The 20692-nt window shown below is 53.8% G+C and carries 21 protein-coding genes; 5 read left to right on the forward strand and 16 right to left on the reverse strand.

Features of this window, described 5'->3' with window-relative positions:
* Window positions 1–64: 64 nt before the first annotated feature.
* The 8 genes from murJ to DHf2319_RS06725 all read right to left on the reverse strand — a co-directional run bounded on the left by murJ (window position 65) and on the right by DHf2319_RS06725 (window position 6217).
* Entirely contained in the window at window positions 65–1627 is a 1563-nt protein-coding gene (gene murJ / locus DHf2319_RS06690) for a murein biosynthesis integral membrane protein MurJ (protein WP_243477360.1), read from the reverse strand.
* Complete coding sequence (locus DHf2319_RS06695; protein ID WP_243477361.1) at window positions 1624–2382, reverse strand: 3-hydroxyacyl-CoA dehydrogenase; 759 nt, start codon at window positions 2380–2382, stop codon at window positions 1624–1626. Before DHf2319_RS06695 ends, murJ begins: the two co-directional genes overlap by 4 nt.
* Window positions 2383–2459: 77 nt before the next feature.
* Window positions 2460–3113: an adenylate kinase gene (gene adk, locus DHf2319_RS06700; RefSeq protein WP_243477362.1), complete on the reverse strand. Its 654-nt coding sequence runs from the start codon at window positions 3111–3113 to the stop codon at window positions 2460–2462.
* Window positions 3114–3200: 87 nt separating this feature from the next.
* The gene (gene kdsB / locus DHf2319_RS06705; RefSeq protein ID WP_243477363.1) at window positions 3201–3941 is read right to left on the reverse strand and encodes a 3-deoxy-manno-octulosonate cytidylyltransferase; all 741 of its coding nucleotides are present in this window, start codon (window positions 3939–3941) and stop codon (window positions 3201–3203) included.
* Between the two features lie 6 nt (window positions 3942–3947).
* The gene (locus DHf2319_RS06710) at window positions 3948–4136 is read right to left on the reverse strand and encodes a Trm112 family protein (protein ID WP_243477364.1); all 189 of its coding nucleotides are present in this window, start codon (window positions 4134–4136) and stop codon (window positions 3948–3950) included.
* 3 nt (window positions 4137–4139) lie between these two features.
* Window positions 4140–5183 (reverse strand): tetraacyldisaccharide 4'-kinase, encoded by a 1044-nt coding sequence (lpxK, locus tag DHf2319_RS06715; protein WP_243477365.1) that lies wholly within the window; start codon window positions 5181–5183, stop codon window positions 4140–4142.
* Window positions 5184–5200: 17 nt separating this feature from the next.
* A complete protein-coding gene (locus tag DHf2319_RS06720; RefSeq protein WP_243477366.1) occupies window positions 5201–5608 on the reverse strand; it encodes an ExbD/TolR family protein in 408 nt (135 codons plus the stop codon).
* Between the two features lie 12 nt (window positions 5609–5620).
* Window positions 5621–6217 carry a MotA/TolQ/ExbB proton channel family protein gene (locus DHf2319_RS06725; RefSeq protein ID WP_243477367.1) on the reverse strand — a complete coding sequence of 199 codons (597 nt, stop codon included), beginning with the start codon at window positions 6215–6217 and terminating at the stop codon, window positions 5621–5623.
* A gap of 375 nt (window positions 6218–6592) precedes the next feature.
* On the opposite strand from DHf2319_RS06725, the gene xseA reads away from it, so the two are divergent.
* From xseA to pcaF, 3 genes are all read left to right on the forward strand, one after another.
* On the forward strand, window positions 6593–7885 hold the full coding sequence (gene xseA, locus DHf2319_RS06730) for an exodeoxyribonuclease VII large subunit (protein ID WP_243477368.1): 1293 nt from the start codon (window positions 6593–6595) through the stop codon (window positions 7883–7885).
* Window positions 7886–8016: 131 nt separating this feature from the next.
* Complete coding sequence (gene sodB / locus DHf2319_RS06735) at window positions 8017–8595, forward strand: superoxide dismutase (RefSeq protein ID WP_243477369.1); 579 nt, start codon at window positions 8017–8019, stop codon at window positions 8593–8595.
* Between the two features lie 140 nt (window positions 8596–8735).
* Window positions 8736–9944 carry a 3-oxoadipyl-CoA thiolase gene (pcaF, locus tag DHf2319_RS06740; protein ID WP_243477370.1) on the forward strand — a complete coding sequence of 403 codons (1209 nt, stop codon included), beginning with the start codon at window positions 8736–8738 and terminating at the stop codon, window positions 9942–9944.
* 29 nt (window positions 9945–9973) lie between these two features.
* Here the strand turns inward: pcaF and DHf2319_RS06745 are convergent, their stop codons facing one another.
* Both DHf2319_RS06745 and cspE read right to left on the reverse strand, forming a co-directional pair.
* Window positions 9974–10411, reverse strand: a complete 438-nt coding sequence (locus DHf2319_RS06745; RefSeq protein ID WP_243477371.1) for a DUF192 domain-containing protein — start codon at window positions 10409–10411, stop codon at window positions 9974–9976.
* 190 nt (window positions 10412–10601) lie between these two features.
* Complete coding sequence (gene cspE / locus DHf2319_RS06750) at window positions 10602–10847, reverse strand: transcription antiterminator/RNA stability regulator CspE (protein WP_243477372.1); 246 nt, start codon at window positions 10845–10847, stop codon at window positions 10602–10604.
* Between the two features lie 207 nt (window positions 10848–11054).
* Between cspE and clpS the strand changes: the two genes are divergently transcribed.
* Window positions 11055–11375, forward strand: coding sequence for an ATP-dependent Clp protease adapter ClpS (gene clpS, locus DHf2319_RS06755; RefSeq protein ID WP_243480042.1), 321 nt, complete (start codon window positions 11055–11057; stop codon window positions 11373–11375).
* Between the two features lie 101 nt (window positions 11376–11476).
* Window positions 11477–13786 (forward strand): ATP-dependent Clp protease ATP-binding subunit ClpA, encoded by a 2310-nt coding sequence (gene clpA / locus DHf2319_RS06760; RefSeq protein WP_243477373.1) that lies wholly within the window; start codon window positions 11477–11479, stop codon window positions 13784–13786.
* A gap of 118 nt (window positions 13787–13904) precedes the next feature.
* Here clpA and dut read toward each other — a convergent pair whose 3' ends face one another.
* The 6 genes from dut to DHf2319_RS06790 form a co-directional block, all read right to left on the reverse strand.
* Window positions 13905–14357 (reverse strand): dUTP diphosphatase, encoded by a 453-nt coding sequence (dut, locus tag DHf2319_RS06765; RefSeq protein ID WP_243477374.1) that lies wholly within the window; start codon window positions 14355–14357, stop codon window positions 13905–13907.
* Window positions 14354–15049: a DedA family protein gene (locus tag DHf2319_RS06770; protein ID WP_243477375.1), complete on the reverse strand. Its 696-nt coding sequence runs from the start codon at window positions 15047–15049 to the stop codon at window positions 14354–14356. The genes dut and DHf2319_RS06770 overlap by 4 nt, the downstream gene beginning before the upstream one ends.
* A 61-nt stretch (window positions 15050–15110) precedes the next feature.
* Complete coding sequence (gene coaBC, locus DHf2319_RS06775) at window positions 15111–16310, reverse strand: bifunctional phosphopantothenoylcysteine decarboxylase/phosphopantothenate--cysteine ligase CoaBC (protein ID WP_243477376.1); 1200 nt, start codon at window positions 16308–16310, stop codon at window positions 15111–15113.
* A gap of 11 nt (window positions 16311–16321) precedes the next feature.
* Entirely contained in the window at window positions 16322–16840 is a 519-nt protein-coding gene (gene lspA / locus DHf2319_RS06780) for a signal peptidase II (protein ID WP_369810242.1), read from the reverse strand.
* Entirely contained in the window at window positions 16818–19667 is a 2850-nt protein-coding gene (gene ileS, locus DHf2319_RS06785) for an isoleucine--tRNA ligase (protein ID WP_243480044.1), read from the reverse strand. Before ileS ends, lspA begins: the two co-directional genes overlap by 23 nt.
* The gene (locus DHf2319_RS06790) at window positions 19657–20631 is read right to left on the reverse strand and encodes a bifunctional riboflavin kinase/FAD synthetase (protein ID WP_243477377.1); all 975 of its coding nucleotides are present in this window, start codon (window positions 20629–20631) and stop codon (window positions 19657–19659) included. Before DHf2319_RS06790 ends, ileS begins: the two co-directional genes overlap by 11 nt.
* Window positions 20632–20692: the final 61 nt, after the last annotated feature.

A 20692-nucleotide genomic window follows, 5' to 3' on the forward strand; every position in this document is an offset into this window, starting at 1 on the left:
ATCGGGGATATTACCACGCTTTGAGCGGTTTTGAGAAGCTGGAATGCGGGTTTAAGCCATGCTGTCAGGGCAAGGAGGGTGCCCGTTTGAAGTCTGCCGGGCGCATCCCCAGAACCCATAAAGTGACTAAATAACCACTTAATCCGCCGCCAAGTGTCAAGGCGAGCCAGCCGGCTCTTTGCCAGATGGATAGGGACTGCCCAGTCCAATCAATGTCGCCTCCGATAAACAGCATGGCACTGGCCATGACCGCGAGTCCAAGCACTAACCTGCCAAGAAATGGCCACCAGCCGGCCTGTGGCTGGTAAAGCTTGCGTCGGCGCAAGCCTATGTAAAGCGCCAAAGCGTTGATGCAGGCGCCCAGACCAATTGCCAACGCCAGACCGACATGCGCCAGTGTGGGCACGAGCAAGAGGTTAAAGAGTTGTGTGAGGATCAAAACAAGAATCGCGATCTTAACGGGGGTCTTGATGTCTTGTTTGCCGTAAAACCCAGGTGCGAGAATCTTGACCAGCAGCAAACCAATCAGACCGACCGCATAGGCCATGACCGCCAGTTCGGTCTGCTGGACGTCGTTCGCACTAAAAGCACCATACTGAAAGAGGGTTGACACCAAGCCGTCTGCCAGCATCATCATGGCCAGCGCAGCCGGCAATCCAAGCACAAAAACGATTCGCATGCCCCAGCCCAGCAGCCGACTGTAGTCCCCATGGTTCTGGTCGGCGTGAGCCTTTGATAGGGTTGGAAGAAGTACCGTCCCTAACGCGACGCCTATGAGAGCTGTGGGAAATTCCATCAGTCGGTCAGCAAACGATAGCCAGGTGACGCTACCCGGTGTAAGCCAAGTGGCGATGTTGGTGTTGATCAAGATCGATACTTGTGCAACGGACACGCCGAGCGTGGCAGGCAGCATCTGGCGCATCACTCGTTTGACGGTGGAGTCTGCAAATGCCTCGGTCGGGGAACTTAGCCTCGGTCTGAGTCCCAGCTTCGAAATTGCCCACCATTGAACGGCCAATTGCGCCACACCACCGATCATGACCCCGAGCGCCAGCGCATAGATGGGTTGGCTCACTTGGTTTGAGAGCCACACGCTTGCTGCAATCATGCTCAGATTAAGCAGCACCGGCGTAAAAGCAGGCACAGCAAAGCGTTTCCAGGTGTTGAGCACGCCCGATGCGAACGACACCAACGACATGCAGACAATGTATGGGAACATGAGGCGTGTCATCCAGACAGCTGCCTCGTATTCGGCAGCGCGGTCTGCTGCGCTTAAGCCACTGGCGATGGCTAGCACCACCACAGGCGCACCAACAATTCCAATGAGCGTGATTAGGCTAAGCGCAGAAAACAGTGCCATGGCCACTCGATCAATGGTCTGGCGCACCGTGTCCTGATCTTCGCTGGTTTGCTTGACCTCAGCCAGTATGGGCACAAACGCTTGCGTGAAGGCCCCTTCGGCAAACAGGCGACGTAAAAGGTTGGGGATGCGAAACGCTACCCAAAACGCGTCGGTCAATGCGCTCGCACCAAAGGTGCGAGCAATGATGATGTCACGAGCCAGGCCGGTGATGCGCGACAGCAGTGTCAGGCTGCTGACGGTGGCCGCGGCTCTAAACAGGTTCATTTAGGCGGCATGCGGATGGCGCCATCCAGACGAATGGTCTCTCCGTTGAGCATCTCGTTTGTGATGATTTGATGTACCAGCTTGGCATAGTCTTCAGGACGGCCCAGCCTGGAGGGGAAGGGGATGCTCGCAGCCAGGGAGTCTTGAACGTTTTGTGGCATGCCGAAGATCATGGGTGTCCCAAAAATTCCCGGGGCGATGGTGATGCAACGTATACCTTGAGGCGCCAAATCCCGAGCCACCGGCAAGGTCATGCCAACAACCGCCGCCTTGGAAGCCGCATAAGCTGCTTGCCCGATTTGGCCATCGTATGCCGCCACCGAAGCGGTGTTGATGAGAACACCACGCTCGCCGGTGTCTTGCGGCGTATTTTTTTGCATGGCTTGCGCAGCCAGGCGAATCATGTTGAAACTACCCACTGTGTTGACCATGAGTACTTTCTGGAACAGGTCAAGGGGGTGAGCACCGTTCTTGCCAACTGTTTTGGCCGCAGGCGCAATGCCAGCGCAGTTCACCAACCCAAAAAGTTCGCCGTGCTTGACTGCCTCGTCAACGACAGCAAGCGCGTCAGCTTCTTGAGTGACGTCGCAATGCATATAGTGTTGACCGAGTTCTTTTGCCAGCGCTTGCCCCAGCTCATCTTGCACGTCTGCCATGATGACCTTGGCACCATTTTCCACGAGCATCCGAACTGTGCCCGCCCCAAGTCCGGAGGCTGCGCCGGTGACAATAAAAACTTTACTAGCGATTTGCATGGTTGATTAATCCCTGTTGTTTGCTCGAACATAGCCCAGACGCAACTTTAGGCTCATCGTACACAAACGATTTGACACTAGGGTTGCAGGGCTTGGAGTATGCGTTGCCGGATCTCGGTTAGGTCGCCCACGCCATTGATTTTTCGATAGCGTGCGGCGCTACTGTCTGATTTGGCCCAGTTGGCATAGTAATCGACCAGCGGACGTGTTTGCTCGCGGTAAACCGACAGACGATGACGCACGGTTTCTTCTTTGTCGTCATCACGCTGTACCAGCGGCTCGCCAGTCACGTCGTCAACACCCGCAGTTTTTGGTGGGTTGAATTTGATGTGATAAGTGCGACCACTTGCCGGGTGCACGCGACGCCCGCTCATGCGCTCAATGATCTCCTCTTCTGGCACATCGATCTCGAGTACGTAGTCCAGTGCCACGTTGGCATTCTTGAGCGCGTCAGCCTGCGGCAGCGTGCGCGGAAAACCGTCGAACAGATAGCCCGCGTCGCAATCGGGCTGCTCTAAGCGATCCTGTACCAGACCGATAATCAGATCGTCTGAAACCAGTCCACCTGACTCCATGACCTGTTTGGCTTGCAGACCAAGAGGTGTGCCCGCTTTGACCGCTGCACGCAACATGTCTCCGGTCGAGATCTGTGGGATGCCGAAATGTTCGGTGATAAAGGAGGCTTGAGTCCCTTTGCCTGCACCGGGCGGGCCTAGCAAAATAAGTCGCATGTCAATTCCTGTGGTCTGTCCGTTCTCTAACGATGGATTATGCCCCATTGCTTAATGACGATGGCTGCGTCAATCTCCGCATTATCCCTAGATTGTGCTTGCATAGAACTGACGGGCTTGTAACAGGTCTTGTTCGGTGTCCACCCCAGGCGCGTGCTCGCGCTCGGTCACGAGCACCTGGATCTTCCAGCCATGTTCAAGCGCCCGCAATTGCTCTAGCGATTCAGCCCTTTCTAGTAAGCCTTGCGTCAGCCCCGGGAAGATTTTTAAAAATCTCACCCGGTAGGCGTAGATACCAATGTGATGCAAAGCGGATAAGCCAGTCACGGGTGTTCGCATAAAGGGGATGGCAGCCCGGGAGAAATAAAGAGCCTGGCTTTTTTGGTCGAGCACTACCTTAACAGCATTCGGATTGGCCACATTCGCTTGATCGGTCATGCGTGCAGCCGCTGTGGCGATCGCAGCCTCGGGGTTCTTTGCGAGGCATTGTGCAAGCTCACCAATCAGTGCAGGGTCTATCCGAGGCTCATCGCCTTGCACATTCACCACAATCGCACTGTCAGGCCATTGCATCAGTTGCACGGTTTCGGATAATCGATCGGTACCGGACTGGTGATCACCTCGAGTCATGACGGCGTGTAGGCCGTGCTCGCGAGCCGCCTGCGCAATCGGCTCGTAGTCGGTGGCTATAGTCACAGACTGTGCATCAGACAGTCGCGCCCGCTCGGCTGTGCGTACCACCATTGGCTTGCCGGCCAGATCCGCCAGCATCTTCCCGGGCAACCGCGTAGAAGCCCAGCGAGCTGGAATAACGACGTGATAGTCCATAGGGGTCTAGCTTGCGTTCACGCCGCTGTCAGTGTCAAGGCGTTTGGCCTGTGCTTGCAACATGATAGGTATGCCGTCGTCAATGGGGTACTCCAGCTTGTCAGCCCGACAGATGAGGCCGGATTTGTCGGCATTCATTTGCAGGCGACCCTTGCAAACCGGGCACACCAGAATGTCTAGCAACTTGTGATCCATCTATCACGACTCCGAACGTTGAATGCCAGCTGCCGCTAGCGTGTTTATCAAGACAGCTTGGGCATCTGCGCGCCATTGAACCGATGTTTGCGCGACCCACAAACGTGTATCTGTGAGCGGATGAGGCAATTTGACCGCATCTTTCTCTGTCATGAGTATAGTCGCCGCTGCCAAGCCTTCAAGCCAGTCAAAATCGATTTGTGCATGATCACCTAGCGCAAAAAAATGATCCACGGTCAAGCCAATCTCAGCCAGGCTATCAAAAAAACGCTGAGGCACGCCAATGCCTGCGAGCGCCGCTACGGGTGGGTTGGTGCGAGCAAACTCTGCGAATGCTTCGCATCCAAGCTGCACACCGGTCGATGGTTGCCAGAAGCTTTCTATTTGCAGGTCAAAGCAAGGCCCAAGTCCTGTCAGGTCGCGCGCGCTTCTGGTCAGCACCAAATCGACCTCATCCAGTCTGGCGGGAGGCTCTCGCAACGGGCCGGCAGGCAACAAAATTCCATTACCCACGCCGCGTTCATCCTGGATGATGATCTCAAAATCTCTTGCCAGACGATAATGCTGCAGACCGTCATCGCTGATGATGATGTCGGTTTGTGGAAAGTTTGACATTAGCGCCTTGACCGCTAGCTCTCGCTTTGAATGGACGCTGACCGGCATGCCTGTCTTTGCTGCGATCAGGGCGGGTTCGTCCCCGAAGTCGCGCCAGTCAAGCCGATCGCCTTGCCCAGTGGCTACAGTTGTGTCGTTCGTTCGACCATAGCCTCGGCTCACGAGTCCGGGATGCCAGCCTTGGGCTTGCAAAATGCGCCCGAGCTCACAGGCGATCGGTGTTTTACCAGTACCGCCAGTGTAGATATTGCCAATCACCAGAACAGGTACCGGGGCACGATAGGTCTTTTGCGGGCTAGATTGATTAATCCTGCGACGATGTTTTGAAATCAATCCATACAGAATGGCGATCGGGATGGTGAGCCACGCCCATAAACCTCGTTTCTGCCATTGACGGCGGATCCACGATTGCAAGTTGGCTACGAGCGACATCGGGAGCATCAGATGGCTTAGTCAGCGACCTGAGCTGCAAAACTCAGCTTTTGAATGCCTGCACGACTGGCTGCTTGCATGGCCGTGACCACAGCCTGATGGGTTGCATTGGCATCTGCTCGAATCACGACAGCAACATCTTCGCCTTTAGCCACACTCGATAGGGCTGCTGCGATGGCTTGAACGGTTATTTCCGGCAAGACCCTATCGTTAATCGCCATTTGACCTTCTGATGAGATGGTCAACTCAATGGCAGTTGGCACTTCGGCCTGCGTGAGCGCCTTGGGCAACAGAACCTCCATGACCCGCTCTTGTGTAAACGTCGTCGATACCGCCAGAAAAATGACAATCACCAGAAGAACATCGATTAACGGGATGAAGTTGATGTCCGGATCGTCTGAGCTGGATGTCCTGCGAATAAGCATCGTGTGGGGACCTCAGGGCTTAATCTGCTCTAGCAGTATGCGGCTTTCTTGCTCAATGCGCACCAGCAGGTTATCCACATGCACTCGTAGCAGCCGATGAGCGATGGCTGCAGGTACCGCAATCAAAATACCAAATCCCGTGTTGTAGAGCGCAATCGAAATGCCACGCGCAAGCTGCCCCGGGTCTGTCCCGCCTGGTTGGTAAGCCGCAAAAATCTCGATCATCCCGATCACCGTTCCAAACAAACCCATCAGCGGCGCGACTGTCGCGATCATGGACAAGGCTGGCAAGAACCGTTGCATGTCGTGAGCAGCGTCAGAACCAGTCAGTTCAGCCTGGTATCGCAATTCAGGCAAAGGTTGGTTGCGATGCACCAGAATGGTCGCCAGGACACGGGCGCATAGGCTGGAGTCTCTGAGCTTTGCCAGTGAGTCAGGATCAAGACTATTGCTGCGATACAGGCGAATAGCCTGGTCTGCGATGCCTTTGGGACAAACTCGCGCACGGCGCAGACTCAGAAGCCGCTCAAAAATGATGGCCAGACCGATTACGGAAATTAGCAACAAAGGCCAAATAGGCCAGCCGGCTTCAGCAATGATTGACTGCAAGATGTGACCGCCTTGACAATGAAAGCTGGCAGCATCGCCAGCGAAACGCTATGGTACGGTTCGAGGCTTGGATGTGGCAAGTCAATGTGTCGCTCAAAGGTGAGATCGAGCCCACAAAAAACTATCCACAGTTTCTGTGGATAAGTCTGGGAAAACTGCTGTGGTTTACCGAAATGTGGCTTTCCGAGGTACTTTGCTTAAAAAATAAGCAATCGTTTCAAGTTTTTTTATTTTACGATTAGTATCAGTAGTTTAGACGATTTATTTGATAAATAAATTGAAGAAAATAGTGGAAATGTCCGATGAAATTCTGTGGTGTTTTCGTCACATATCGAATTTTTGGGATCTGTGGACAGTTTTTCTCCGGAAAGCCTTATGACAATTGAAAGTCTCTTCAAAGAACAAGCGCGCGAGCCGTCGATTTACACGGTTAGTGAATTGAACCAGGCGGTCTCTGATTTGCTTGGCTTGGAGTTTGGTTTAGTCTGGCTTAGGGGAGAGGTCTCGAGTTTTACGAGAGCTTCATCGGGACACTTTTATATGTCTCTGAAAGATGATCGAGCTGTGGTGCGGGCAGTCATGTTTCGTGGCCGTCAGGCGTTTTCTGCTTTCACCCCTGCCATTGGTGATGAAGTCGAGGTTCAGGCCCGTATTGGGCTGTATGAGCCGCGCGGGGAATTTCAAATCAACATACAGGCGTTAAGGCGTGCGGGACGCGGTTCGCTCAATGAGCAGTTCGAACTGTTAAAGGCGAAGTTAAAGGCCGAAGGTCTGTTTGACCTTTCCAATAAGCGCGAAGTGGTAGCCTTGCCGCGCGCCATTGGAGTTATTACCTCGTTGGGGGCGGCCGCGCTGCATGATGTTTTAACGACGCTAGCTCGAAGAGCCCCCCATGTGCCAGTGATTGTCTACCCAGCTCTGGTTCAAGGCCAAACGGCACCCTTGGCTTTGCGCCAGGCATTGGCAAAGGCCAATGAGCGCCGAGAGGTAGAAACGCTGTTACTGGTTCGTGGTGGTGGCAGCATCGAGGACTTGTGGGCATTTAACGATGAAAGTCTGGCACGCGATATTGCCGCTAGCCTGATTCCAGTCATCGCTGGCGTGGGGCACGAATCTGACACGACGATTGCCGATTTTGTTGCCGATCTTCGGGCACCGACACCAACCGCAGCTGCTGAGCTTTGTTGTGCAGCGCGCGCGGACCTCGTTGGCTTACTGGAGTCGCGCACCGATATCCTGGCTGATCGCATGGCGCGCAAGCTAGAGCGATTGGCGCAACGGGTAGACAGGCTTTCGATTAAGCTCGTCTCGCCCTCACAGCGTATAGCGGCACGAGGTCATCAGCTTGCATTGGTCTTGCAGCGCTTAAAGCATGCGGGCCCGGATATCGAGCGCGCCGCTCAAAAAGCGCAAAAAGCTCGCGAGCAGTTAGCCATCGCGTGGCAGCAGCGCCTTGTCATGTGGTCACGCCAGCTCGAACGGCTGACTGATAAATTGAGTGGCTTATCGCCCACGGCACCGCTTGCGCGCGGGTATGCCATTGTCAAAGGGGTAGACGGTCGCATTATTTCTAACGCGCGAAGCTTGTCACCTAAAGACACTGTCCGGATTGACTTTGCGAGCGGCAGGGCAAGTGCTACGGTTGATGAGGTTTTGCCAGACGATTGAAGCATCGGAAACCCGTTTGCTGGCACAGGAATGACAATCCAGTCTGTTACGGTTGGCTACAATCAATGAGTCGCGGTATTTTCCGCTCCCAACAAAAATATTTCTCAAACCAAAAAAAGGAAACTGTTTCCATGACTCATACCCTTGCACCGTTGCCCTATGAGATGGACGCTTTGGCACCACATATCTCCAAGGAAACGCTGGAGTATCACTACGGCAAACACCATCAGACGTACGTCACCAATCTGAACAACCTGATTCCTGGCACCGAGTTTGAGAATGCCACTTTAGAAGAAATCGTCAAGAAGTCTTCCGGTGGCATTTTTAACAACGCCGCTCAAGTCTGGAATCACACGTTTTACTGGAACAGCCTGACTCCAAACGGTGGGGGTGAGCCCAGCGGTGCTTTGGCTGATGCCATCAAAGCAAAGTGGGGTAGCGTTGACGCATTCAAAGAGGCCTTTAACAAATCGGCGGCAGGTAACTTCGGATCAGGTTGGACGTGGTTAGTTAAAAAAGCAGACGGTTCGGTCGATATCGTCAATACCAGTAATGCGGCCACCCCCCTGACGACCGACGATAAGCCCTTGTTGACCTGTGACGTTTGGGAACATGCCTATTACATCGATTACCGCAACGCTCGCCCGAAATATCTCGAGACGTTCTGGAGTCTGGTGAACTGGTCGTTTGCCGAGAAAAACTTCGGTTAATCGTATTCGGTAGCAAACGTCGTTAGCCCTACCACACAGAACGCCTGCACGTACGTTATGCGCAGGCGTTTTTCTTGTTTATGATCGGTTTGAACATCGGGGTATCTCGATCTCTGACAGTCAAATCAACAAGGGATATCATGGCAGCAGACCAGGCCTTCATATGTGATGCGATACGTACACCCATTGGTCGCTACGGCGGCGCATTGGCATCGGTGCGGACCGATGATCTGGGTGCATTGCCTATCAAGGCGCTGATTGACCGAAATACCGGTGTTGACTGGGATCGGGTGAGTGATGTGTTGTATGGCTGCGCCAATCAGGCGGGTGAAGATAACCGTAACGTGGCGCGCATGGCAGCGCTACTGGCTGGGTTGCCTACAGGTATTGCTGGCGCAACGATTAATCGTTTGTGTGGCTCCGGCATGGATGCGGTGGGCACGGCTGCGCGTGCGATTCGAGCGGGTGAGGCTGAGCTCATGATTGCTGGTGGCGTCGAAAGCATGAGTCGTGCGCCGTTTGTCATGGGTAAAGCCGAGACAGCGTTTTCTAGGGCAGCAGCTATTTATGACACCACCATCGGTTGGCGCTTCATCAACAAACTCATGAAGGCACAGTATGGCGTGGATTCGATGCCTGAGACTGCCGAGAACGTTGCTGACCAGTTTGGTGTGTCACGCGAGGATCAAGACAAATTTGCCATGGCCAGTCAGGAAAAAGCGGCCAGCGCACAAACCAATGGCGTGTTTGACACTGAAATCACGCCGGTAGAAATTGCGCAGCGCAAGGGTGATCCAATCGTTGTATCGAAGGACGAACATCCGCGACAGACGAGCTTGCAAGCCCTTGCCAAACTCAAGGGCGTTGTTCGCGAGGGTGGTTCGGTTACTGCCGGGAATGCCTCGGGCGTAAATGACGGCGCTGTGGCAATGCTGATTGCCAATGAAGCGGCAGCTAAGACCCACGGCTTGACGCCTCGAGCTCGAGTGGTCGCCATGGCCACTGTCGGGGTTGAGCCCCGAATCATGGGCATTGGTCCGGCACCTGCCTCACAGAGAGTACTTGCACTGACGGGGTTGTCCATTGATCAAATGGACGTCATTGAGCTTAACGAAGCATTTGCGGCTCAAGGCTTGGCGAGCTTGCGTATGCTGGGCTTGGCCGACGACGATCCTAGGGTCAATCCGAACGGTGGGGCGATCGCGCTGGGTCATCCGTTAGGCGCATCCGGCGCACGTCTTGTGATGACAGCGGTTAATCAGCTGCATCGAGCAAACGGTCGCTACGCACTGTGCACCATGTGTATTGGTGTTGGTCAGGGCATTGCGACGGTGCTTGAGCGGGTCTGATATTTGAGTTCAGTGCAAAGTTCAGAAGTTCAGTTCGGTAGCCCGCGCACCTTCATCGGGGGCACAATGTTGCGTTTTTTAAACCAGCCCTGATTGACTTCCAACGCGTAGCGCACTGGCTCTGCCGGACAATGGCTAGTTTCTTGCAAAGGTTGCATTTGCGCGATGTTGACGATGGATCCATCATCTCGCAAAAAAGCGATCGAGAGCGGGATGAATGTGTTGCGCATCCAGAAGCAATGCAACGCGTGACCTTCAAACACAAACAGCATGGCGCGGTTCTCGGGCATGGACTTACGCCACATCAGTCCCGTGGCACGGTCACGAGGTTCGACAGCTAGTTCGGCCTGCAGTCGATGCATACCAACATACAAGTCGACGGTTGGCAGACTGGTGGGGGTTTGAGCCCGGACGGGCGGACAAACGAGGTAGAGACTTGCCGTTAGAACAAGAATCCAAGCAGTCATGTGCAGTTTTGGCCAAGGAGTCAGTTTGTAGACAACGCATGATACGGCTGACGAGTGCATCTCGGCCTCAAGAAATTAAAGTGATACAAACGCAGAGTGTGCGAAAAGCCTGCACTCGAGTGCCCGTGTACGCATCTTCGAGTGAATGGGTAAAACAAGCAACGCGCGGGGGGTTATTCCCGCGCGCTGATCATGCTGCCGTTATATTGACAGCCTGTTTGCCCTTTGGTCCCTGAGTGATTTCAAAATTGACTTTCTGGCCTTCTTTGAGTGTTTTGAAACCATTCATTTGGATGGATGAGAAGTGAGCGAACAAATCCTCGCCACCGTCGTCCGGGGTGATAAAGCCGAAGCCCTTGGCATCGTTGAACCACTTGACCGTGCCGGTCGCAGTGGGATTGCCCTGAGCGTCTGGGGCGTTGGTCGAATCAGACATCGCGACTGCCTCTTATTGCCTAAAAATAATCTAAGGGCGAGTACTTATGTGTCGCCCCACGGATGCCGCGACCGAAACAATCAGTTGCCGCACGAGCGAAATATGCGTCAAATTTATGTTTGCCGTCAAGACATTAGCGGGTTTTCTCTTATGGCAGGCTGCAATAAACTTGGTGGCAATCCCTCAATTTCAGTACCGATAACGACCATGGCTACCCAAGGTGACTCCTCTGGTTCCCTCGTATTAGAGAAGCAATCATCGCATGTAAAACCACCACCGATGTACCAAGTTATTCTTTTGAATGACGACTACACACCCATGGAATTTGTGGTGCATGTGCTACAAAAAATTTTTGGTAAAGGACAGGAAGAGGCGATGCGCATCATGCTGACAGTGCATCATGAGGGCAAAGGTGTGTGCGGTATCTATCCACAAGATGTTGCAGCCACCCGAATTCACCAGGTCTTACAGTTTGCCAGAAGTCGACAACATCCGCTGCAATGTGTGATGGAGCCAGTGGGGGATTAGGTGAAATTTGTTGTCAGTGCGTAGAATGGTTCCATCGAATGGGTTTAATTGAGTAAGCTGTCGTCATTAGTGCATTGGCTTTGGCAGCAAGGGGAGGAAACGTGATTTCCCAAGAACTTGAAGTTAGTTTGCATATGGCATTTGTGGAGGCCCGCTCGGCGCGTCACGAATTTATTACTGTTGAACACTTGCTGCTCGCGTTACTTGACAATGCGGCTGCTATTGAGGTTCTGAAGGCGTGCACAGCAGATCTGGATGACTTGCGCACGAGCTTGCGCAAGTTTGTGACAGACAACACACCAGTCATTCCCGAGGGCGGGGAAGTGGATACTCAGCCCACACTCGGATTCCAACGGGTGATCCAGCGCGCGATCATGCATGTATCGGCAGGAGGCACCTCCAAGAAGCCAGTCACTGGTGCCAACGTGCTTGTCGCCATTTTCGGGGAGAAGGACTCGCATGCAGTCTACTACCTGCAGCAGCAGGGCATTTCCCGCCTGGATGTCGTTAACTTCTTGTCTCATGGCATCACAAAAAACCAACAACCTGAAACACCGGCAACAGCAAAAGAGGCGGCCGGTCAAACTGAAGAGACGCCAGACTCCCGTCAGTCTGCCCTTGATCAGTATGCGCAAGACTTAAATGCAGCCGCCATGGCCGGGCGTATTGATCCTTTGATTGGCCGTGATCAGGAAATCGAGCGGGTAATTCAAATCCTGTGTCGCCGGCGCAAGAATAATCCTTTGCTCGTGGGCGAGGCCGGCGTTGGTAAAACAGCCATTGCTGAAGGCCTTGCCTATCGAGTGACCAAAAAAGAAGTGCCCGATATTTTGCAGGATGCGCAAGTCTACGCTTTGGACATGGGCTCATTGCTTGCGGGTACTAAATATCGCGGAGACTTCGAACAGCGTCTAAAGGCAGTGCTCAAGCAGTTAAAGAGCAATCCCAATGCGATCCTTTTCATTGATGAAATTCATACGCTCATCGGTGCAGGTTCAGCTTCTGGGGGTACTTTGGATGCATCTAACTTACTGAAGCCTGCGTTGTCTTCCGGGCAGCTGCGCTGCATTGGCGCCACCACCTATAACGAGTTTCGAGGCATCTTTGAGAAAGATGCTGCGCTGTCTCGCCGATTCCAAAAGGTCGATATTGTCGAGCCGAGCGTTGATCAGACTGTGCAAATTCTACGGGGCCTGAAACAGCGGTTTGAAGAGCACCATGGGGTTAAATACTCTGCTGCCGCATTGTCTGCTGCGGCCGAGTTGTCCGCGCGGCATATCAATGACCGGCATTTGCCCGATAAGGCTATTGACGTGATTGATGAGGCGGGGGCTGCTCAAAAGCTTTTGCCACGCTCCAAACAGAAGAAGGTCATTGGCAAGCACGAGATTGAAACGATTATCTGCAAGATAGCCCGCATACCGCCACAGTCGGTTTCAACGGATGATCGTAGTCGATTGGCAACGCTTGAGCGCGATCTAAAAACAGTGGTGTTTGGGCAGGATACGGCCATTGAAGCCCTGTCCGCTGCGATCAAAATGGCGCGTTCAGGACTGGGTAAACCGGAAAAGCCGATTGGGTCATTTCTTTTTTCTGGTCCGACAGGTGTTGGCAAGACAGAGGTGGCTCGACAGCTCGCATTTACGCTGGGTATTGAGCTTTTGCGCTTTGATATGTCAGAGTACATGGAGCGTCACACCGTATCACGTCTGATCGGTGCGCCGCCGGGTTATGTCGGCTACGATCAAGGTGGTTTGCTGACTGAAGCCATCAACAAGCAGCCACACTGCGTTTTGCTATTGGACGAAATAGAAAAGGCACATCCAGATGTCTTTAATATCCTGCTTCAGGTGATGGATCACGGCACGCTGACTGACAATAATGGTCGCAAAGCTGACTTCCGTAACGTGATCTTGATCATGACGACCAACGCGGGTGCTGAAGCCATGAGTAAACCCACCATTGGCTTCGCCAATACTCGCGAGACGGGTGATGAGATGGGTGAGATCAAACGTCTTTTCTCGCCGGAGTTCCGTAACCGGCTAGACGCCATCGTTCATTTTGCGCCGCTATCGAAGGAAATCATTCTGCGCGTGGTTGACAAGTTCTTGATGCAACTTGAAGACCAGCTGCACGAGAAGCGGGTAGACGCTACCTTCACCGAGAAACTGCGAGACTACCTGGCTTTGCACGGCTTTGATCCTCTGATGGGAGCCAGACCTATGCAAAGACTGATTCAGGATATGTTGCGTCGTGCACTGGCAGATGAGTTGTTGTTTGGTCGACTGGTCAACGGTGGATCGGTGACGCTTGATATCGACGATCAGGATAAGGTGCAATTGCAGTTTGACGAGGATGAGCCTTCGGGTAAGAAAAAAGACGCACCCAAGGAGCTGATCCACGAGCAGTAGGTTTGCTCGATGGGAGCATTGTCTGCACGCTCAAGCTAAATTGGCCATCAGACTTGTCTGATGGCCAATTTTTCTGGTTTGACAGGTGCCCGCGCACTGTCGTGGCGAGCGGGTTTGGTCACTTGTGACCTGTGCTGCCAAAGCCACCTGCACCGCGATCGCTTTGCGACTCAAACTCCTCGACGATGCGCCACTGAGCCTGCACAACTGGAACAATGACTAGCTGGGCTAATCGCTCCATGGGTTCGAGTCGAAACACATTCTGTCCTCGATTCCAAGTGGATACCATCAATGGTCCTTGGTAGTCGGAGTCAATCAGACCGACGAGGTTGCCTAAAACGATGCCGTTTTTATGGCCCATGCCCGAGCGAGGCAGGATCATGGCGGCATAGTCTGGATCAGCGATATGAATTGACAGACCAGTAGGCACCAGTACGGTTTGACCAGGCTCAAGATCAATGGCGCTGTCAAGGCAAGCTCTTAGATCCAGACCAGCCGAGCCAGGCGTGGCGTACGTTGGCAAGTTGTCTGTTAAGCGAGCGTCTAGGATCTTGACGTCAACGGTTTTCAAGGCGACTTCTCCTCTGTTTGCGATTTGGCGTGCCTTGGATGACCATGGCGATTCAATCGATTTAGCTGGCGCTGGCTGGCAGCTCCACGAGTTTTAGTAAACATGTAAAGTAGCCAGATACCGATCACGACCGATAAGCCGCCACCGATATAGAGCGTGAGGTTGTTTGCCGTTTGCGCAGCTTCGACGCTTTTTGCCGCCAAAAATCCGGGAAGCAGCATCAGGGGTACCCAGACGATGGCCGATAAGGTGTTGGCTAACTGAAACCGCCACTGGCCCATCCCCATCACACCAGCCACGGTCGGAATCGTGCTTCGGATTGGACCGAGAAATCGCCCGAAGAAAATTGACAGAAAACCGTAGCGGTAAAAAAACAGGCGCGCACGAGCAACAGTGCTTCGGTGGCGCTTTAGCAGTTTCCAACGAAGAATCGTGGGTCCGACCCATCGGCCTAACCAGAATGACACCGCATCGCCCACAATGGCGCCAAGAATCCCCCAGATCAAAATAGGAGCCACTGGCAGGGTGCCTGCACCGACCAAGCCACCGGTAAACAACAGCAATGCAGTGGCAGGTATCATGATGCCGATAACGATCATCGACTCGCCAAGTGTTAATAAAAACACCACAAGCCCTGCCCAGGCCTGGTTAGCTTCTATGAATAAACTGATTTGGTCGATGTAGGCTTGCATCAGGAGTCAAACTCGAGTTGGGGTCGTTTGTGTCTGTCAGTTGCGCGGCAAGTTTAGCTGTTCATGCCTGATGTTGTCTGTAGCGTTTGACAATTTCCGTCATGAGTTGACGCGCCACGTCAAGCTTATGACCTGTTCCCAGCGCGGTCATGCCAGTTTCATCGACCAAGTGGATGGTCGTGTGGTCAGTATCCATGACCTGTTGAGCAAGATTGGCGACCAATATCGGCACGCCCTTGCGTTGGCGTTTGGATTGGAGTTCTTTGGCCGCTAGTGATGTCTCAGCAGCAAATCCGACACACCATGGACCGTTGGCCAGGCTAGCCACCTCTGCGAGAATATCCGGGTTCATGACAAACTCAAGATGAGGGGGGTGTCCATCGGTTTTTTTTAGTTTTTCCGATGAGGCGTTGGCTACACGCCAGTCAGCCACGGCTGCCACCCCGATAAAAATATCACTGTCGTTGGCGTGCTTCATCACGGCAGAGTGCATCTGTTGTGCGGTTTGCACTGACAGTCTGGTGACACCATGAGGGCAGGGCAGGTTAGTCGGGCCCGATATCAGCGTGACCTGGGCGCCGGCCTCATGAGCGGCTTGCGCCAATGCGTAGCCCGTTTTCCCTGACGACCGGTTGGTTATAACGCGCACGGGATCAATTGGCTCACAAGTGGGTCCTGCGGTCAGCAAGATTTTTAAGCCTTGCATTGTCTTTGCTTGAAACTGTGCGCATACGGCTCCTACCAGTTCGTGGGGTTCCAGCATGCGCCCGTCCCCAGTTTCGCCACAGGCCTGCTCGCCCGTACCGGGCCCCAGAATTTGAATGCCATCTGTTTTCAATTGAGCGATATTGCGTACTGTGGCCGGTGCCTGCCACATCTCGCGGTTCATGGCCGGGGCGATCAACAGTGGTTTGGTACTGGCTAAACAAAGCGTGGTCAGCAGATCATCGGCCATGCCGTTGGCGAGTTTGGCGATGATATTGGCTGTTGCCGGTGCGATTAAAACTAGGTCAGCGTTGCGGGACAAGTTAATGTGCACCATGTTGTTTGGCGCACGATTGTCCCATGGGTCTATGTAGACTGGGCGGCCTGATAGTGCCTGAAATGTCACCGGGGTCACAAACTTGCAGGCGCTCTCGGTCATGACCACGTCAACTGTCGCGCCTTGTTCCATCAAGCGGCGCACGAGCTCGGCCGATTTGTAGCAGGCAATGCCACCGCTCACGCCTAAAACAATGTGCTTGTTGTGCAAGTCACCCATGCCTGCCCTCGTCAAGATTGTGATTGGCTGTTGCTTCGTGATTTTCGCCAGCGCCGCCATTCGTCCCAGATAAGCAGAATAGCACCGAGGGTAATGGCTGTGTCAGCAATATTGAATGCCGGGTAATACCAAGGGTGCCAATAGATCAACAAAAAGTCGACAACGTGACCGTATAACAACCGATCGATCAGATTGCCAACAGCACCGGCCAGAATCAACGTCAGAGCGAGCATCATTCGGCGAGAGTCTTGCGCTTGGGTTTTCATGAGCCAAAGGATAAAGACAATCGCAGCAATCGCAATGCCCGATAAAAACCAGCGTTGCCAGCCATCTCCCTGCGCCAAAAAGCTAAACGCGGCACCTCGGTTGTAGACTAAAGTCAGGTCAAACACCGGCAACAGGTTGATACGCTCACCAAACCGCAGGGTGTTTTCTGCGATCAGCTTGGTGGCCTGATCGATAACGATCAAGACCACTGCCAACCCAAGCCATTTCCTCATCACCCGATTAGCCGCCGGTCGCTTGGGCAAGATTGCTGACACAGCGTGCGCAGATGTCAGGGTGTTTCGAGTCTTGTCCAACGTCATCGACATAGTGCCAGCAGCGGCCACACTTTGAATGCGCCGAGGGTGCTGCTTCGATACGCAATCCATCCTGGCTTTCATGTGCCGTTGCGCGTGAAGTAATCGTCAAAAACTTTAATTGATCACCTATGCTATTGAGGATTTCGACATCCTGCGCCTTGGCATAGATGTCCACCTCAGCTTGCAGAGAGGCCCCAATCTTGCCGTCAGTGCGCAACACTTCAAGTGTCTTAAGTACCTCTGCCCGGATCTCTCGTAAGCGTTGCCACTTCTCAGAAAGCGACGTGTCCTGGTCAATCGGGATAGCGTAATAGCATTGTGCAAATATCGTCACCTTCGATGCCTCATCTACCGGTGCCAAGGTAATGTCGCGCAATACTTGCCAAGCTTCTTCTGCTGTGAAAGACAACACAGGGGCCAGCATTTTTAGCAACGCCTGCGTGATATGCAATAGGGCCGTTTGAGCGCTGCGTCTGGCGTGGCTGTTCGGGGCGCTGGTGTAGAGCCTGTCTTTGAGGACGTCGAGATAGAAAGCTCCTAGATCTTCGGAGCAATATGTTTGCAAGCGCGACATCGAGGGGTGAAATTCATATCGTTCGTAATGAGCCAGCACTTCGGACTGAACCTCGGCAGTCATGATGAGTGCATAACGATCGATTTCCATCAGATCTTCGGTGGGTACGAGGTTGTCAGCTTCTCTGAAGTCCGACAGGTTGGCGAGCAAAAATCGAACCGTGTTACGGATGCGGCGATAGCTTTCTACCACCCGCTTTAGGATCTCATCCGATATGGACAACTCGCCTGCGTAATCTGTACTGGCCACCCATAAGCGTAGGATTTCCGCGCCAAGCGAATCTGATACCGTCTGTGGTGCAATGACGTTGCCCACTGACTTACTCATCTTGCGACCATCGCCGTCTACAACAAACCCGTGTGTCAAGAGTCCTTTGTAGGGTGCTCTGCCGTACAACATGCAGCCAGTCAATAGTGATGAGTGAAACCATCCACGGTGTTGGTCCGACCCTTCAAGATAGAGGTCAGCAGGCCATGCAAGTTCGGAGCCATGAGATCCATGGTCTTGGTTGTTTGGTCCGCCGATCACCGTCGCGTGTGTTGAGCCCGAGTCGAACCACACGTCAAGGGTGTCGCGGTTTTTTTCATAGAGCTGTGCGTCTTGCGGGCCAAGCAATTCAGCCGGGTCTAGCGTTTGCCAGGCTTCAATGCCGTGTTGCTCAACGCGCTGCGCAATTTGTTCCAGGAGGGCTGGCGTATCAGGGTGCAATTGACCGGTTTCTTTGTGCACAAAAAATGCCATTGGCACGCCCCACTGGCGCTGGCGCGATAAGGTCCAGTCCGGTCGGTGTGCAATCATGTTGTGCAATCTGGCCTTGCCCCAGCTCGGGTAAAAAGCGGTCTGTTCGATGGCTGCCAGCGCTGAGGTTCGCAATGTGGGTCCGTGATCCTTCGGCTCAACATCCATGCCTGCAAACCATTGGTTGGTCGCGCGGTAAATCACCGGTGTTTTATGACGCCAGCAGTGCATGTAACTGTGCCGATGCGGGTGTTGTTTGACCAGTGTGCCGGCCTCCTGAAGGGTCTTCACTATCTTGGCGTTGGCATCCCAGATTGACAGTCCTCCAAATAGCGGTAGCCAAGAGGCGTACTTGCCGTCTCCCATGACTGGGTTGAGAATCTGGTCGTCTGTCATGCCATGCGCTTTGCATGAGATAAAGTCTTCGACCCCGTAGGCCGGCGAAGAGTGCACCACACCCGTTCCCGTGTCCAGAGTGACATAGTCGCCAAGGTAGATGGGCGATACGCGATTAAAGCCTGAATCGATGTCAGCCAAAGGATGCCTGAATGTCAAGCCCGATAGCTTGTCGCCGGTCACTGTTGCAAGGACTTGTCCGCTTAGACCCCAGCCCTCAAGGCAGGCCTGCACGCGGTCTTTGGCCAGAATCAATAGTTTCCCGGTAGCGCGGGGCTCGTCGAGTTCAACAAGTGCATATTCAAACTCCGGATGAATGTTCAGTGCCTGGTTTGAGGGCACTGTCCAGGCCGTCGTGGTCCAGATGACGATTGCACCATCGGCGACTGTGTTTACACCGAACGCTTTGGCGATGCCATCGTTGTCCGCAAACGGAAACGCCACGTCAATGGCCGGATCGGTTCGATCCATGTATTCGACCTCGGCTTCGGCTAGTGCTGATCCACAATCAAAGCACCAGTTGACCGGCTTTAAGCCACGGAACACATATCCCTTTTGCAGTATTCGCGACAACACGCGAATTTCATTGGCCTCAGCCTTGAAATTCATCGTGAGGTATGGTTCATCCCATTGCCCAAGGACGCCCAAGCGTTTGAAATCTTTTCGCTGGTTGTCGATTTGTTCTAGAGCATAGGCCCGCGCCTTTGCCTGGACTTCTGCTACCGGTAGCGACTTGCCAAATTGTTTCTCGATTTGAATTTCGATCGGCATGCCGTGACAGTCCCAGCCTGGCACGTATTGCGCATCAAAGCCAGCCATGTTGCGGCTTTTGACAATGATGTCTTTCAGGATCTTGTTGACCGCGTGCCCAATATGAATCGAGCCGTTGGCGTAGGGTGGGCCGTCGTGCAGGATGAACTTGGGGCGCCCGGCGCTCGCCTGACGGATGGCTTTGTAGACACCTTTTTCTTCCCACTGTGCGACCCATTCGGGTTCGCGTTTGGGAAGATTGCCGCGCATGGGAAATGGCGTATCGGTCAGGTTCAGCGTGGTCTTATAGTCCATGGTGCGCAAAGTAATCCTTCGCATGCTGGCGATCGCCTTGCATGGCGTCTGTTAAGGAAGTTAAGTCAGGGAATTTCTGCTCGTCCCGCACGTGTTGCAGCAGTTCGACAGACACAAGTTTACCGTAGGCGTCTATATCGGCATCGAGTATGTGCGTTTCCAGCAAAACGCCAAGGTCATCATCGACCGTCGGGCGCCGACCAAGGCTGGCGATGCCGGGTAATGGCCTGGCGTTCAGGCCGTGTACCCGAACGATGTAGATCCCGAATCGGGCAGCGGTGTTGCTGCTGACTTTCAGGTTCAAAGTCGGAAACCCCAGCGTGCGCCCGAGCTTTTTGCCGTGAAGGACGCGACCGCTCAGCCGCCATGGTTGGCCCAGCAGTGTTGCCACGCGTGGCATGTCCCCGGCTTGCATCGCTTGTCGCACTTGGGAGCTTGAAATGCGCTGTCCGTCTTGGTCGACTACCTCCGACAGAATCTCTAGCTCGAAACCCAGCTCTTTTGCCAAGCGAGACAGCAAGGAAATATCACCAGCGCGGCGATGACCGAACCGAAAGTCAGACCCCACCATGAGCCAACGCATCGCCAACTGGTCAAACAATAGTGTTCGGACAAAATGTTCTGGCGACATTTGTGCCATCGCGGCGTTAAACCTAAGTAGTGCTATCTGCTCAATACCGGCGCTCGCGATGCGCGCGAGTTTGTCACGCAGGCCGTTGATTTGAAGCGGTGCGTTGTGCGGCACCCCTTGCAGCTTCGCAAAGTAGGCTCGCGGATGCGGTGCGAAGGTCAACACCGATGGCGACAGTTCCCGCCGCTTGGCGGCTTGCCTGACTCGATCAAGCATCGCCAGGTGTCCGAGGTGTACGCCATCGAGGTTGCCAATGGTGAGCGCGCTCGCAGCCACGGGTGGCCGAGCGGGCAGGTGCCGAATGATGCGTGCAGCAAAAGGAAATGGTTTCACGTTGCGCAGTTTACAATCTCGCACTGGACTTATTCTGATTTCAAGCCGTTTTAGGCAAACC

Origin of the sequence: Orrella daihaiensis (assembly GCF_022811525.1) — a bacterium.
In the GTDB taxonomy this organism is placed as follows: domain Bacteria; phylum Pseudomonadota; class Gammaproteobacteria; order Burkholderiales; family Burkholderiaceae_B; genus Algicoccus; species Algicoccus daihaiensis.